This is a genomic window from Alcanivorax sp. (assembly GCF_002726155.1).
GTDB lineage: Bacteria > Pseudomonadota > Gammaproteobacteria > Pseudomonadales > Alcanivoracaceae > Alcanivorax.
On sequence record NZ_PBSH01000031.1, the window covers coordinates 96,565 to 110,776 of the forward strand.

The following is a 14,212-nucleotide window of genomic DNA, read 5'->3' on the forward strand; positions in this document are numbered from 1 at the left end:
GCGGAAATCAGCGTAAGCCGATCTCCGTCTTACAGGAATGACTCGAACAGGATTGAAAATGCAGAGATTTGACTGGAAAGACCCCTTGTTGCTGGAAACCCAGCTCACTGAAGACGAGCGAATGATCCGTGATGCGGCGCAGGACTACTGCCAGAGCAAGTTGATGACGCGCGTGCTTGAGGCGAACCGTCACGAGATTTTCCACCGGGAAATCATGACGGAAATGGGCGCACTGGGCTTTCTCGGCCCCACCATTCCTGAGCAATATGGTGGCGCCGGCGTAAACCATGTCAGTTATGGCCTGGTTGCCCGTGAAGTGGAGCGGGTGGATTCCGGTTACCGTTCAGCCATGAGCGTGCAGTCGTCCTTGGTGATGTTCCCTATCTACACCTTCGGCAGTGAAGCGGTGCGCGAGAAATACCTGCCCAGGCTTGCCACCGGTGAATGGGTGGGCTGCTTTGGCCTGACCGAGCCGGACCACGGTTCTGACCCGGGCTCCATGAGCACCCGTGCCAAAAAGGTGGATGGGGGTTACCTGCTCAATGGGGCCAAGACCTGGATTACCAATTCGCCGATTGCGGATGTGGCGGTGGTGTGGGCCAACCTGGACGGCAAGATCAACGGCTTTGTAGTGGAGCGGGGCTTTGACGGCTTCAGCACTCCGAAGATCGAAGGCAAGTTCTCTCTGCGTGCCTCCATCACCGGGCAGATCTCGCTGGACGATTGCTTTGTGCCGGGAGAAAACCGGTTAGACGTGGAAGGCCTGAAGGGGCCGTTCAGCTGCCTGAACAAGGCGCGCTACGGGATTAGCTGGGGCGCCATGGGCGCGGCGGAATTCTGTTGGCAGGCGGCTCGCCAGTACACCCTGGACCGCAAACAGTTTGGCCGTCCATTGGCGGCGACTCAGCTGATACAGAAAAAGCTGGCGGATATGCAAACTGAGATCACCCTGGGTCTGCAGGGCGCCTTGCAGCTGGGCCGGTTGATGGATGCAGGAGACTGGTCACCGGAAATGGTCTCGCTGATGAAGCGCAATAATTGTGGCAAGGCCATTGATATCGCCCGTCAGGCCCGTGACATGCATGGAGGCAATGGGATCAGCGATGAATACCATGTGATTCGCCATGTGATGAACCTGGAAGCGGTAAATACCTACGAAGGTACGCACGATGTTCACGCCTTGATACTGGGCCGGGCACAGACCGGCTTGCAGGCCTTCGGCTAACAACTGCCACTCTTGCCCTGAAGGTGTGTGCTTGAGGGGCAGGGTGGCAGTGGCGAACCGGATAGAGGAAAGGAAAGTGGCCTGTTATATGCACGGCTGTACCAGGGTGTCACCCTTGGTAACGTGTGGCTGCCCCAATTTTGTACACAGTTTTTTGTCAATGCTCTTTTTCTGCAGAAAAAAATGACAACTACGTTAAATACCCATAAAAAATAGCGTAACCTCATGATTTAAAAATAAAAAAATGATTGGTTAAAAAATAGTCATGTCGTCCTGAGGCGTGATTTTTGGGTGATGTTGCAATGTTTTCTACCGTCTATGCACAGGGTTATCCACAGGATCTGTGGAAAAAGTCTGCCAGTCAGGAACGCCCTGATTCGCCATAGACCGAAAACACAGGTTTGTTATGACAGATATATGATTTGTCTGGCGCTTTTGCACAAGCTGATTACTCCCGCCATTTTGCCAACCGGCTCAACCTCTTTCTGTGAGTAGTGTAAAAAAACACCAATAAGTCACTGAATAATCAATGATTTATGATTAGCGTAAAAATAAACCAGTTTGCGGGAAGCGGCGGATACCGGGCGCTTCGGCCGGTTTTAGTCAGGTTGTTCACAAAGTTATGCACAGCTTTTGTGGAATAATCCCCAGCACAGAAAAAAGTCCTGACGGGCTTGACCTTTCGTCGCTTTTCCGAGCCTGTGTCAGCTTGGTGAAAAACCACGCAAATCGCTGGATGGCCCGCCATGGCTGGCTTTGGTCGCGTTATCCGACACTCGCTAACAGTGTTATCCACAGATGCCGTGGATAGAAAGGTGGGTGTGAGTAACTGAGCTGGTGATTGAGTCGTTACAGCTGAGTGCCATGCAAGTGTTAACAGGCTGGTGCCTGCGATGTGTTTATCTGTGGACTGCAGAACCAAAAAAGGCGCCGTGAGGCGCCTTTTTTGTGCTTCTTTGCAGCGAGTGCGCTAGAAGCGGTACTCACCACTGTCGATGCCGTTTTGCGTGGCTTCGTCCAGTTTCTGGTAGCAGCTTTCACCAGGCAGCAGCGCGTACACCGCGTTGCTTTGTTGGCTCAGGTCATACTTCTGTTCCTTGAGCTTGTTTTTCTGGTGCTTGAAGGTGCCAGTGGTTTCCATGGCTTCTTCGTTGATACGCAGGAAAACCGGAATGGCATAAGGCGGCAATTCCCGCTTCAGGTAGGCACACAGGCCCTCGAAGTCGAAGTCGCTGTGGTTACCGGTCAGGCGGATCTGGCCCATGCCGGCACGGCCGTTGGTGTTGGGAATTTCCACACCGTAGACCACGGATTCCTGGATGCCGTCATAGCCATCAAGAATCTGTTCCACTTCGGTGGTGGATACGTTTTCACCTTTCCAGCGGAAGGTATCCCCCAGGCGGTCCACAAACTGGGCGTGGCGGAAACCGATATCGCGCATCATGTCGCCGGTGTTGAACCAGGCATCACCTTTGGCAAAGACATCACGGTAGATGGATTTCTCTGTTTTCTCCGGGTCGGTGTAGCCGTCGAAAGGCGTTTTCTCGGTGATCTCGCCCAGCATCAGCCCGGATTCACCCTTGCCGACCTTGATCATGTGGCCTTTGCTGTCACGCACTGGCTCGTCACGCTCTTTGTCGTATTTGACGATGGCGTAGCTGACCGGGGAGAAACCCACAGTGTTGTCGAAGTTGAACACGTTGGTGAAAGCCACGTTGCCTTCCGAGGAGGCATACAGCTCGACCACACGATCAATGCCGAAGCGGTTCTTGAAGTCTTTCCAGATGCTCGGGCGCAGGCCGTTACCGACGATGGTGTGGACCTTGTTGTCCTGATCGTTCGGCTTCTCTGGTTGTTCGTGCAGGTAACGGCACAGCTCGCCGACATAGCCGAAGGCGGTGCAGTTATGGCGGCGGATGTCTTCCCAGAAACCACTGGCGGAGAATTTGCGCGCAATGACGATGGAGCCGGCGCTGGCGATTACCGACGCCCAGCAGATCACCATGCCGGTGGCGTGGTAGAACGGCAGGGTGGTGTAGATGCGGTCATCCTTGGTCAGGCGTACGGCGGAGAAGCCGAAGCCACCATAGGCTTTTTCCCAGCGACCGTGGTTGAAGACCACCGCCTTGGGCAGACCAGTGGTGCCGGAGGTATAAATGTAGAACAGCGGGTCGCGCAGGAATGTCTGCTTGCTGGACGCCGGGTTCTCACTGGAGCAGTCACGGCTTTCGCTGGCCAGGTTTTTGTAACCCGCCGGGGCTTCACCGGGGTTTTCCAGGGTGTTCTGATCCGCAAAGAAGAAGAAATTGTCCTTCAGATCCAGATCACCGCGGACTTCTTCCACGGCATCAATCAATTCTTCGCCAACGATGGCGGCTTTGGGTTTCACCAGATTGAAACTATGGATCAGTACCTTGCCGCGCTGGGAGGTATTGATCAGGGCCGCACAGACGCCCAGTTTGGCACAGGCAAGAACAGTGGCCAGTAGCTCGGGGCGGTTTTCCACGTTGACGGCAACGGTATCGCCTTTTTTCAGGCCGATAGAGGCCAGATAGTCTGCCAGGCGGTTGGCCCAGGCGTTGAACTGCTTGTAAGTAAGTTCTGTGTCCTGGTAGATCACGGCAGCGCCATTCGGGTTCATGCTGGTGGCGCGCTCGATAGCAACGCCCAGCCCCAATGGCTTGCTGGTGTCAGTGATTTTCGCCATCTTCGAGCCCTTGATCAGGCCGGGAAGATTGGTGATTACCTCTGGAACCTTGGACAGAAGCTTGGGCAACGTGATGATGTCGGCGTTGCTCATAGGATCTCCATTGTCTGTGTTCTTGGAAGGCCCGGAAAAGCCGGAAGCCCAGTGTTGGCAAGCGGGCGCTTACCTTAACCGCAGCACCAGGGCAGGGCAAGCACCCTGCCCGGCGGCGGTGCCCGGGGAAATCGGAGAGGTCCGTTTTGGCCCGATTTGCCCGGTGCAAATTATTGGATCACAGCGGAGTGTCCTTCTCCGTGGGAAAATTGTCACTGACCGAATGTGACGGACGTTACTGTGCTGCATCCGGGGTGACAGTGACCAGCAATTGTTGGCGTTTTACCTGGCTGCCCACATTGAGATCAAGCACCTTAATGGTGCCGTCACAGTCGGCTTTCAGGCTGTGCTCCATTTTCATGGCCTCCATGACCACCAGAACCTGCCCCTTGCTGACGGTATCGCCGGCTTTCACGTTCACGTCGATAATGGCGCCGTCCATGGGGGCTCGGATCAGGCCGGAACCGGCCTGGTCGCTGCTGCCGGCAGCGGTATGGGTATCATCGGTGAAGCAGGCGGTGCGGCCCTGGCATTGCAGCCAGTATTGCTTGCCATCCTGTAACACGGTGACGTCCACAGCGACGCCGTTGACAGCCACGCGGTTGTCGCTGAGTGGTGCCAGAGTGATGGCTGATGCCGCATCGCCGACGCTGATCTGTGCCGCGTCATCCTGATAGCGGATATAGAGTGTCTGGGTGTGCGCGCCGCAGCGCAGGGTGACGGGTTGTGCCCCCAGGGTGCTGGAGTGCCAGCCGCGCAGGGCATCAGAGGGGGTTTCGCTGCGACAGTGATACAGGGCAGCCAGTGCCCATAACAAGGCGTCCGGGGCATCGCCGGCCAGGCTACTGTCGTCGGCAAAGTCATCCCCAATAAAGGCGGTAGTCGCGTCACCACGGGCAAAGACCGGATGGGCGAGGATCGCGGCCAGGAACTGGCGGTTGTCGTTGACGCCCATCAGGGTGGTGTCTTGCACGGCACGAATCAGGCGGCGGCGGGCGTCTTCGCGGCTATCACCCACGGCAATGATCTTGGCCAGCATGGGGTCGTAATGGCTGCCGATCTCGGCGCCTTCCACCAGGCCGTGGTCGATGCGAATACCGTCACCACTGGCCGGTTGCCAGCGCAACACCGGGCCGGTTTGCGGCATGTAGTTCTGTGCCGGATCTTCTGCGTAGAGGCGCACTTCCATGGCATGGCCGGTGAGCTGTACCTGGTCTTGGGTCAGTGGCAGGGCTTCACCTCTAGCGACCTTGATTTGCCAGGCGACCAGATCCAGACCGGTGACCAGCTCGGTGACCGGATGCTCTACCTGCAGGCGAGTGTTCATTTCCAGGAAGAAAAAGTCGCCCTCCGGAGCAAGCAGGAATTCCACCGTGCCGGCGCCCACATACTGGCAGGCCTTGGCGGCCTGTACGGCGGCCTCGCCCATGCGTTGGCGCAGGGGCTCGTCCACTGCCGGGGAGGGCGCTTCTTCCACCACTTTCTGGTGGCGGCGTTGCACGGAGCAGTCGCGCTCTCCCAGATGGATCACGTTGCCGTGGCGGTCACCGAATACCTGAATTTCCACATGCCGGGGCTGCAGCACAGCGCGTTCCAGGATCAGCTCGTCACTGCCGAACGCGTTTTTGGCTTCCTGACGGGCGCTTTTCAGCTGTGCGCTGATATCCCCTGCGTCGGTGACCACGCGCATACCCCGACCGCCACCGCCGGCACTGGCTTTGATCATCAATGGCAGGCCGATACGTTCGGCCTCCTGCTGTAAGCGTTCGTCACTTTGTTCTTCGCCCTGGTAGCCCGGGATACACGGCACACCGGCGTCTTGCATGGCAATCTTGGAAAGCCGTTTGGAGCCCATCAGCTGAATGGCGTCTTCATCGGGGCCGATAAAGGTAATGCCCGCCTCTTTGCATGCCTTGGAAAAAGCAGCATTTTCGGAGAGAAAGCCGTAACCGGGATGCACCGCATCAGCGCCGGTTTGCTGGCAGGCGGCGAGCAAGGCGTCCATGTTCAGGTAGGAAGCGCTGGCCAGGGCCGGGCCGATACAAACCGCTTCGTCAGCCAGTTGCACATGACGGGCACCGGCATCCGGCTCGGAATAGACCGCCACGGTCCGGTAGCCCAGGGACTGGGCGGTGGCGATGACCCGGCAGGCAATCTCGCCACGGTTGGCAATCAGGATTTTTTCAAAGCTCATTGTGATTCCTTACCGGTGTTCCGGTTGAAAATACTTTCCCGCAGGAGCGCTACTTGAGGACACGAACCGCTCAGGAGCGAGATACGAGTAACGAGTAGCGAAATGCAAAAACGAGGCAAGCTGGTTTCACGACTCGTCACTCGCTCCTCGCAACGTATGTGCTTATTGATTCCAGGCCGCCGGGCGTTTTTGTACGAACGCGATGGTGCCTTCCTGGCCTTCCTCGCTGTTGACCGCAGCAGCGAAGTCGGTGGCGGCCTGGTCCAGCAAGGTGTTCATGGGAATGTGGCCCACGTTTAATACCAGCTCTTTGGTGACGCGATTGGCATGTGGCGCACAGCGGCGAACGGCCGACAGGGTGTTCTCCAGGGCAGCATTCAGTGCCTTGGTGTCACTTGCCACCTCATGCACGATACCCAGCCGCAAGGCTTCGCTTCCCTTGAAGCGTACGCCAGTCAACGCCAGGCGGCGGGCCTGGGTCAGGCCGATGCGTTCCACCACAAAGGGGGCAATTTGTGCGGGGATCACACCCAGCCCGGTTTCCGGCAGGCCGAAGGTGGCGTCTTCGCTGGCAATGGCCACGTCCGAAATACACGCCAGGCCAAAGCCGCCACCGAGCACCGCCCCTTCCAGCACGGTGATCATTACCTGTGGCTGACGGTTGGCTGCGGTAATCATTTCCCCGAAACGACGGTTCAGCGCCTGGAAGGCATTATCGTCGCCGCTGGCGGCCTGCTGTCGCGCTCCGGCCATGTCCTTGATGTCGCCGCCGGCACAGAAATGGCCGTCGGCGCCGCGCAGAACGATGGCACGAATGGTTGTATCGCCGGCCACGCTTTCAAACACCGCCATCAATTCGTTCACCATGGTCAGGCTCATGGCATTGCGGCTTTCGGGCCGGTTCAAGGTGATATGCAGAACCGGGCCGTCTTGATTTAGCTGTAAGGTATCTGTTTTCGGTAGCGTCATCATGCGCTCCTCTCAACATGTCTACAGGGCCGCTGTAGGAGCGCCGCTTGAGGCGCGAACAGAATATGAGTTGCGAGGCGCGAGTTACGAGGCCCGAAAACCTGAAACACGATGGTTCGGTTGTGCATTTCGCTTCTCGTAACTCGCTTCTCGCTCCTGGGTTTTCGCGGCTCAAGCGCCGCTCCTACAGCGGGCAGTATTCCGGGGCCGGGGTGGCCTGTTATTTTTTCTTGCCCGGCAGGATGTCCATGGTCTTGCAGATAATGCCCAGCATGACTTCGTCGGCGCCGCCGCCGATGGAACCCAGGCGGCCATCACGGTAGAGCTGGCCGGCGGGGTTTTCCCACATGAAGCCGTTACCGCCCCAGTACTGCAGGCAGCTGTCAGCGACTTCACGGCTCAGGCGGCCCACTTTCAGTTTGGCCATGGAGGCCAGCTGCAGGACGTCCTTGCCATTCACATACATTTCGCAGGCCTGGTAGGTGAGGGCGCGCAGGGCTTCGACCTCGGTTTGCAGTTCGGCCAGACGGAAATGCACGCTCTGGTTGTCGATCAGTGACATGCCGAATATTTTGCGATCTTTGGCATAGGCGATGGTTTCATCGATGACATGTTCCATGCCCTTGAGACTATTGGCCGCGGCAAACAGACGCTCTTCCTGGAACTGCATCATCTGCATCATGAAGCCCATGCCTTCCTGACCGATCAGGTTGCGCTGAGGCACGCGCACGTTATCGAAGAACACCTGGGCGGTTTCCGAAGAGCGCATGCCCAGCTTGTTCAGAGGCTTGTCCACGGTGATTCCAGCGGCATCCTTGGGCACCACGATCAGGGATTTGTTGACGTGAGGCTTGGCGTCGGAGGTGTTCGCCAGCAGGCAGAAGAAATCCGCGCTGGGGGAGTTGGTGATCCACATCTTGGTACCGTTGATCACGTAGTCGTCGCCATCTTTCACCGCGGTGGTTTTTACCGCTGCCACGTCGGAACCGGCATGGGGCTCGGAGACGGCAATGGAGGCCACCATGTCGCCAGCAATGGCCGGAGCAAGGTAATTACGGCGCAGTTCATCGGAACCGAACCGGGCGATGGCGGGGGTGGCCATGTCAGTCTGTACCCCAACGGCCAACGGTACGCCGCCACAATGGACGCGGCCCATTTCTTCGCTCATGACCATGCCGTAGGAATAGTCCAGGCCCATGCCGCCAAATTCTTCCGGTTTGGTGACGCCGAGCAGCCCCAGGTCGCCCATTTTCTTGAACACTTCGTGAATCGGGAAGCGTCCGGCATCTTCCCATTCGCGGACATGGGGATTCAGTTCCTTGTCGACAAAATTACGGACTGTACGGCGAAGTTCTTCGTGTTCCTGAGTGAATTGCATGGGAGGCTCCCTGTTGTGTTCGTTATGTTCTGTTGTTTGAGTTGAAAGCTTAAAGTTCAAAGTTGAAACGCGGGCCGGGCATGTCATTGACTGAAGTCATCGGTAGCCGCGCCTCAGCCTTCGTGCGCGGGCTGAGCTTTGTCCGTTTGGCTTTGCATAATTCGCGCTTTTTAACTTTGAACTTTCAGCTTTTAACTGCCTTTAAAGTCTCGCCACCCCGAACGAATTCGGGTGTAGCTGGCGTTGTTCTGCGTCATCGCAAATATCCAGCGCGTAAGCCACCACCCGGCGGGTGTCGCGGGGGTCGATAATGCCGTCGTCCCAAAGCCGGGCGGTGCCGTAGAGCGCAGTGGACTGGCTGTCCAGTTTCTGGGCGGTGGTCTGTTGCAGCATGTCGAGGACTTTCGGGTCGGGTTCGATACCGTTAGCCCGTTGTTTGCCCTCGGCCACAATGCGCAGCACCATGCCGGCCTGTTGGCCACCCATGACCGCGACTTTGGAATTCGGCCAGGCAAAGATGAAGCGCGGATCCAGTCCCCGGCCGCACATGGCGTAATTGCCGGCCCCGTAGGAGCCGCCCACCAGCACGGAAATTTTCGGCACCCGTGCGTTGGCCACAGCCTGCAGCATTTTGGAGCCGTTTTTGATCACCCCGTTCTGTTCCGCATCGGTACCGACCATGAAGCCGGTAGTGTTGTGAAGGAACAGTAAGGGGCGGCGGGTCTGATCGCACAGCTGGATAAACTGGGCTGCCTTGGCGGCGCCGCGTGGCGTAATCGGTCCGTTATTACCAATGATGCCCACGGGCTTGCCTTCGATGGTGCTCCAGCCGCAGACGGTGGCGCTATCCCACTCGTTTTTGAAATCCAGAAAGTCGGAACCATCGACGATGCGGGCAATGATTTCGCGTACGTCGTAGGGTTTCTTGGCATCGGCAGGCACCACGCCAAGCAGTTCTTCAGGCGGGAATTTGGGTGCTTCATGCTCGGGCGCCTCGGCTGCCGCCCGGCGCCAGCCCAATAGTTTCACCAGATCTCGAGCCTGGCTGATACCGTCTGCATCGGACTGCGCCAGGTACTCGGCTGTCCCAGCGGTGCCGGCATGCATCTCTGCGCCGCCCAGCTCTTCGTCGGTGGCAATTTCACCGGTAGCGGCTTTCAGCAGCGGCGGGCCGGCCAGAAACATCTTGGCACGTTCGCGGACCACCACCACGTAATCAGACAGGCCTGGCTGGTAGGCACCGCCGGCGGTGGCATTGCCGTGAACCACGGTGATTTGCGGAATGCCTGCGGCGGACAGGCGTGCCTGGTTGGCAAAGGTGCGGGCGCCATCCACGAACACTTCTGCGGCATAGTTCAGGTTAGCACCGCCGGATTCCACCAAGCTGACCACCGGCAGTTTGTTTTCCAGCGCAATGCGCTGCAGGCGCAGGGTCTTGTGCAGGCCGGAGGGAGAAATAGTGCCGCCCTTGATGGCCGAGTTGGAGGCGGTGACTAGGCAGCGGACACCGGACACATAGCCAATGCCGGCAATGGTGCTGCCGCCGGCTTCGGTGCCGTCCTTGTCGTCGTGCATCTTGTAGCCGGCCAGGTTCATCAGACTTAAAAACGGGGAGCCTGCATCCAGCAGCCGGGAGATACGTTCGTGGGGAAGCAGTTGGCCACGTTTTTCAAACTTGGCCCGTTTGCTTTCCGCGGTATCCACCACGGCCTGTTCGATGGCACGGAATTCCTCCACGGCCGCGAGCAAGGCGTCGCGGTTCTGGCGGTATTCTTCGCTGTTGGGGTCAAGTGCGCTGTCGAGAGTCGCCATTAGAGATCCTTGAACACGTCCGGGGTGGTGGCACGGTGGAAGCCATCGAACGGCTTGCTCTTGTCGTGGGAGGGCAGCGGAAAGATCGCCACATTGCCCTGACTGGCGGCACCGTCGATACGCAGGGTGTCGCCGCTGATAAAGGCGGACGCATCGCTGAGCAGGAAACAGATTGCGCCGGACACTTCCGATTCATTGCCCATGCGCTGCAGGGGTACGGCCGCGCGCAGGGTTTTCAGGGTTTGCTTGAAGCCATCGGGGTAGGTATCCATGCCGCTGGACATGATCCAGCCCGGAGCGACTGCGTTGACGCGTACACCGCAGCTGCCCCATTCATAGGCTGAGGTCTGGGTAAAGTTGACCATACCTGCGCGAGCGGCGCCGGAGTGCCCCATGCCGGGCATGCCGCCCCACATGTCGGCGACGATGTTGACGATGGCGCCGCCGTTTTTGTTCATGCCCTGCAGGAACACTTCCCGGGCCATCAGAAAGCCCCCGGTCAGGTTGGTGCGCACCACGGTTTCCCAGCCTTTCTGGCTGATCAAGGCCAGCGGAGAAGGGAACTGGCCGCCGGCGTTGTTGACCAGACCGTGGACGACCTGGACCGCTTTGTAGACGTCGCCAACGGTGGTTTTTACCGCTTCTTCATCACGGATATCGCAGGAAAACCCCAGCGCCTGGCCGCCGTCTTCGGCAATTTCAGCGGCGACGGCATCCAGTTTTTCCTGTTTGCGACCGATGAGCACCACGCGGGCGCCCAGGGCCGCCAGTTCGTGGGCGGTGCAACGGCCAATGCCGGAGCCGCCGCCAGTGACAATGATGTTCTGGCCGGCGAACAGGTTCTCTTTAAAGACGGAACGGTATGACATGTTTTAGTCCTTGCAGTCCTAAAGGCGCCTGCATGCGTCACGTTGCATGCAGCACGCTAAGATCAACGTTATTTGTCTACTTCGTCAGCGATGGTCTGGCTGACGGGGATCGGCATATCCAGTAACTGCTGGGCAAAGGCTTTGCCTTGCGGGTCAATACGTAGAGAGGCGATGCCGCCGCCGCCCAGGGCATTTTTCAGCAGAAAGTTGAAGGCATTCATGCCCGGCATGGACCAGCGGTGAACGCTGCCAGTATTCGGGTCCAGCACGTGCTGCATATAAGTAGCCACGCTCTGTTCTGTCAGCGCTGCATTCAGGTAGGGCAGGTATTCTGCCTTGCGGGCGATGACGCCAATATTGGCGTGGTTGCCCTTGTCGCCACTGCGGGCCCAGGCCAGTTTGACCAGTGGCACTGTGGTGTCGGTGTCAGTATCGCCGCTAGCGGTGCCGTAATCCGTGTCCTGGGGCAGGGCGCCGGCATCAAAGACCTGGCCGGTGGGTGTGTCGACGGAGTGCGTGTTGCCGTCCAGATCCACAGTGGCGGTGACCGCACTTTTTTCTACCAAGGTAGAAAACAGGCGGATGCGCGGGATGGGTTTGGGGCGGCCGCCAACCAGGCCGGAGAGGCCCGGCGCCATGCCGGTGGCAGCCTGGGCAATTTCCCGGGCAAACAGGCCCAGTGCTTTTTTGTCATCGTGCAGGGCGGCGATCTTGACCACGACTTCGCGGCTGTCGGCGCGGCGCGCATTGGCGCCATAGGTGCTTTCGCTGCCAAGAATTTCCACACTGGTATCGCGAAACGGGGCCATGCCCAGTTGCTGAAACAGGCCGGCTACCTTTTTCAGAATGGCATCGGCGACTACCTGGCCTTTTGCGGGCGCGTCTATGCCGCCCATCAAGAAGGACGCGGTAATGCGGTTGCCGTCCGGGTAGGTGGCAGACACTTTGTAGCTGTCGGTGGGCGGCAGGCCACGGGCGCCAGAGACGCTGACGCGATGCTCGCCGACCTGCTCCAGGGTCACCTGGGTAAAATCGCAAACCACGTCAGGCAGCAAATAAGCACGTGGATCGCCGATTTCGTAAACAATCTGCTCGCCAACGGTAGCGCAGGTGACCAGTCCACCGGTATTGGCAGGCTTGGTAATCACAAAGTGGCCATCCGCATGACATTCAGCCACCGGGAAACCCATATTGTGGAAGTCTGGGACATCGCGCCAATCGGTGAAGTTACCGCCGGTGCATTGCGCGCCGCATTCAATTACGTGGCCGGCGAGTGAACCCTGGGCCAGCTTGTCGTAATCATCGGCGGACCAGTCAAATTCGTGCATCAGCGGACCCAGTACTACGGCTGAGTCGGCGATGCGGCCGGTGAGCACGATGTCGGCCCCGCCATCCAGTGCCGCCTTGATAGGCAGAGCGCCCAGATAGGCATTCATGGTAACGGTCATGGGGGGCAGGGGGGCGCCACTATCCAGTTCGGTCACGCCGGCAAAATCGTTGCGGCGGCTATTCAGATCATCCCCTTCTACCAGGGCGATCTTCATTTCCACCCCGGCGGCAGCGAAGGCTTTTTCCAGTGCATCACGACAGGCGCGTGGGTTCACGCCACCGGCATTACTGATCACCTTGATGTTTTTCGCTTTGATGTCTTTAGCCAGAGGGGCCATCACATTGGTGACAAAATCGTGGGCATAGCCGGCGTTGGGGTCTTTCATCCGTGCCCCGGCCATGATCGAAAGAGTGACCTCGGCCAGATAATCGAACACCAGATAATCCAGCTCGGTCTGGTGAACCAGCTGGAAGGCAGCGCTGTTGGTATCGCCCCAGAATCCGGCGGCACAACCGATGCGAACAGGCTCTGACATGGTGGCTCCATTTGCGTGTGAATTCATGGTCTCGTAAGCTACCAAGCAAGCGCTTGGTTTGTAAAGGGCAAAACCGATTACGTTTCACGCAAAATAAAATACGGGCGTGTGCGCACTGGAGTCCGGTGCTGGAGAGAGCGTGTGCGTGGAATATGCGGGGGCGGTGCCAACCCATGACGCCCTGAAAAGGCGCGATCCGGTTGTGGCTTGCAGCGCGATGCGGTCTTGCCATAATGCGGGTACACAAAAAAGAGGATACCAATGGCTGAGTCTCTGGCGATTAACGGAATTGATGATTCTCCCCGCGGGCGCTTGCTCAGTGCTGCTGCGCACCTGTTCCGGGACAAGGGGTTCGATCGCACCACGGTTCGCGATATTGCGGCATCGGTGGGGATTCAGAGCGGCTCCATCTTCCATCACTTCAAAACCAAGGAGGATATCCTCTATGCGGTGATGGAAGAGGTAATTCATTTCAATACCGAGCGCCTGCGCCAAGCTATCGCTGCCCACCATTCAGGGAAAGACAGGTTGCGAGCGCTGATTCGGGCGGAGCTGCAGTCCATCGTGGGGGATACCGCCGAAGCGATGACGGTGATGGTGACGGAGTGGCGTTGCCTGAGCGCAGACAAGCAGGCCCGAGCACTCAAATTGCGAGGTATTTATGAGCAGCTGTGGCTGGATGTATTGTCTGATTTGCACGATCAGGGCGACTTCACCACGGACCCCTTCATTATGCGTCGCCTGCTGACGGGAATGACCGGCTGGGCGCCGAACTGGTTTGATCGCGAAGGGCCGCTGAGTCTGGATGATCTGGCCGATATCATGTTGGCCCGGGTGATTGGTGAGTCCGCATCATGATTGGTAATGCGATAGCGTGGGGGGAAAGTGGTTACTCCATCATCGAGGAGGGAGAGCTGAATCGGCAGACCTGGGCGCTGGATGTGCATCATTATCTGATTGCCAAGCCGAACGGGCAGTCATTACCGGGTAAATTCAGCCTGGAAGAGGCAAAAGCCCGTATTGAGGCGTTGGAGGCGGGCTAGGTTGCCCCGGTGTGGTTCTGGAAAAAGGGGCTGTTTTCGATGGTTTTGTGTTCGTTT

10 protein-coding genes are annotated in these 14,212 nt (G+C 58.3%); 3 read left to right on the forward strand and 7 right to left on the reverse strand.

Annotated elements, in window-relative coordinates:
- The first annotated feature begins 58 nt into the window (after positions 1-58).
- The gene (locus CL546_RS09655; protein ID WP_290494457.1) at positions 59-1,225 is read left to right on the forward strand and encodes an acyl-CoA dehydrogenase; all 1,167 of its coding nucleotides are present in this window, start codon (positions 59-61) and stop codon (positions 1,223-1,225) included.
- A gap of 970 nt (positions 1,226-2,195) precedes the next feature.
- On the opposite strand, the gene CL546_RS09660 is transcribed toward CL546_RS09655, so the two are convergent.
- The 7 genes from CL546_RS09660 to CL546_RS09690 all read right to left on the reverse strand — a co-directional run bounded on the left by CL546_RS09660 (position 2,196) and on the right by CL546_RS09690 (position 13,112).
- Positions 2,196-4,025, reverse strand: a complete 1,830-nt coding sequence (locus CL546_RS09660; RefSeq protein ID WP_290494459.1) for a long-chain-acyl-CoA synthetase — start codon at positions 4,023-4,025, stop codon at positions 2,196-2,198.
- A 235-nt stretch (positions 4,026-4,260) separates the two neighbouring features.
- Positions 4,261-6,219, reverse strand: a complete 1,959-nt coding sequence (locus CL546_RS09665) for an acetyl/propionyl/methylcrotonyl-CoA carboxylase subunit alpha (protein ID WP_290494461.1) — start codon at positions 6,217-6,219, stop codon at positions 4,261-4,263.
- A gap of 162 nt (positions 6,220-6,381) precedes the next feature.
- Entirely contained in the window at positions 6,382-7,188 is an 807-nt protein-coding gene (locus tag CL546_RS09670; RefSeq protein ID WP_290494463.1) for an enoyl-CoA hydratase/isomerase family protein, read from the reverse strand.
- Between the two features lie 220 nt (positions 7,189-7,408).
- The gene (locus CL546_RS09675; RefSeq protein ID WP_290494465.1) at positions 7,409-8,566 is read right to left on the reverse strand and encodes an acyl-CoA dehydrogenase family protein; all 1,158 of its coding nucleotides are present in this window, start codon (positions 8,564-8,566) and stop codon (positions 7,409-7,411) included.
- Positions 8,567-8,767: 201 nt separating this feature from the next.
- The gene (locus CL546_RS09680; RefSeq protein ID WP_290494467.1) at positions 8,768-10,378 is read right to left on the reverse strand and encodes an acyl-CoA carboxylase subunit beta; all 1,611 of its coding nucleotides are present in this window, start codon (positions 10,376-10,378) and stop codon (positions 8,768-8,770) included.
- Positions 10,378-11,247, reverse strand: coding sequence for an SDR family oxidoreductase (locus tag CL546_RS09685; RefSeq protein ID WP_290494469.1), 870 nt, complete (start codon positions 11,245-11,247; stop codon positions 10,378-10,380). The genes CL546_RS09680 and CL546_RS09685 overlap by 1 nt, the downstream gene beginning before the upstream one ends.
- Positions 11,248-11,315: 68 nt before the next feature.
- Positions 11,316-13,112 carry an acyclic terpene utilization AtuA family protein gene (locus CL546_RS09690; protein ID WP_290494471.1) on the reverse strand — a complete coding sequence of 599 codons (1,797 nt, stop codon included), beginning with the start codon at positions 13,110-13,112 and terminating at the stop codon, positions 11,316-11,318.
- Between the two features lie 261 nt (positions 13,113-13,373).
- Here CL546_RS09690 and CL546_RS09695 point away from each other — a divergent pair, with 261 nt between their 5' ends.
- Together CL546_RS09695 and CL546_RS09700 are read left to right on the forward strand one after the other, a co-directional pair.
- Positions 13,374-13,970: a TetR/AcrR family transcriptional regulator gene (locus tag CL546_RS09695; protein ID WP_290494473.1), complete on the forward strand. Its 597-nt coding sequence runs from the start codon at positions 13,374-13,376 to the stop codon at positions 13,968-13,970.
- Positions 13,967-14,155, forward strand: coding sequence for a hypothetical protein (locus CL546_RS09700; protein WP_290494475.1), 189 nt, complete (start codon positions 13,967-13,969; stop codon positions 14,153-14,155). The genes CL546_RS09695 and CL546_RS09700 overlap by 4 nt, the downstream gene beginning before the upstream one ends.
- Positions 14,156-14,212: the final 57 nt, after the last annotated feature.

Bases quoted from the DNA above. Each gene is read 5' to 3' on its own strand.
- CL546_RS09655 (WP_290494457.1), top strand. From the start codon at position 59: ATGCAGAGATTTGACTGGAAAGACCCCTTGTTGCTGGAAACCCAGCTC.
- CL546_RS09660 (WP_290494459.1), bottom strand. From the start codon at position 4,025: ATGAGCAACGCCGACATCATCACGTTGCCCAAGCTTCTGTCCAAGGTT.
- CL546_RS09665 (WP_290494461.1), bottom strand. From the start codon at position 6,219: ATGAGCTTTGAAAAAATCCTGATTGCCAACCGTGGCGAGATTGCCTGC.
- CL546_RS09670 (WP_290494463.1), bottom strand. From the start codon at position 7,188: ATGACGCTACCGAAAACAGATACCTTACAGCTAAATCAAGACGGCCCG.
- CL546_RS09675 (WP_290494465.1), bottom strand. From the start codon at position 8,566: ATGCAATTCACTCAGGAACACGAAGAACTTCGCCGTACAGTCCGTAAT.
- CL546_RS09680 (WP_290494467.1), bottom strand. From the start codon at position 10,378: ATGGCGACTCTCGACAGCGCACTTGACCCCAACAGCGAAGAATACCGC.
- CL546_RS09685 (WP_290494469.1), bottom strand. From the start codon at position 11,247: ATGTCATACCGTTCCGTCTTTAAAGAGAACCTGTTCGCCGGCCAGAAC.
- CL546_RS09690 (WP_290494471.1), bottom strand. From the start codon at position 13,112: ATGTCAGAGCCTGTTCGCATCGGTTGTGCCGCCGGATTCTGGGGCGAT.
- CL546_RS09695 (WP_290494473.1), top strand. From the start codon at position 13,374: ATGGCTGAGTCTCTGGCGATTAACGGAATTGATGATTCTCCCCGCGGG.
- CL546_RS09700 (WP_290494475.1), top strand. From the start codon at position 13,967: ATGATTGGTAATGCGATAGCGTGGGGGGAAAGTGGTTACTCCATCATC.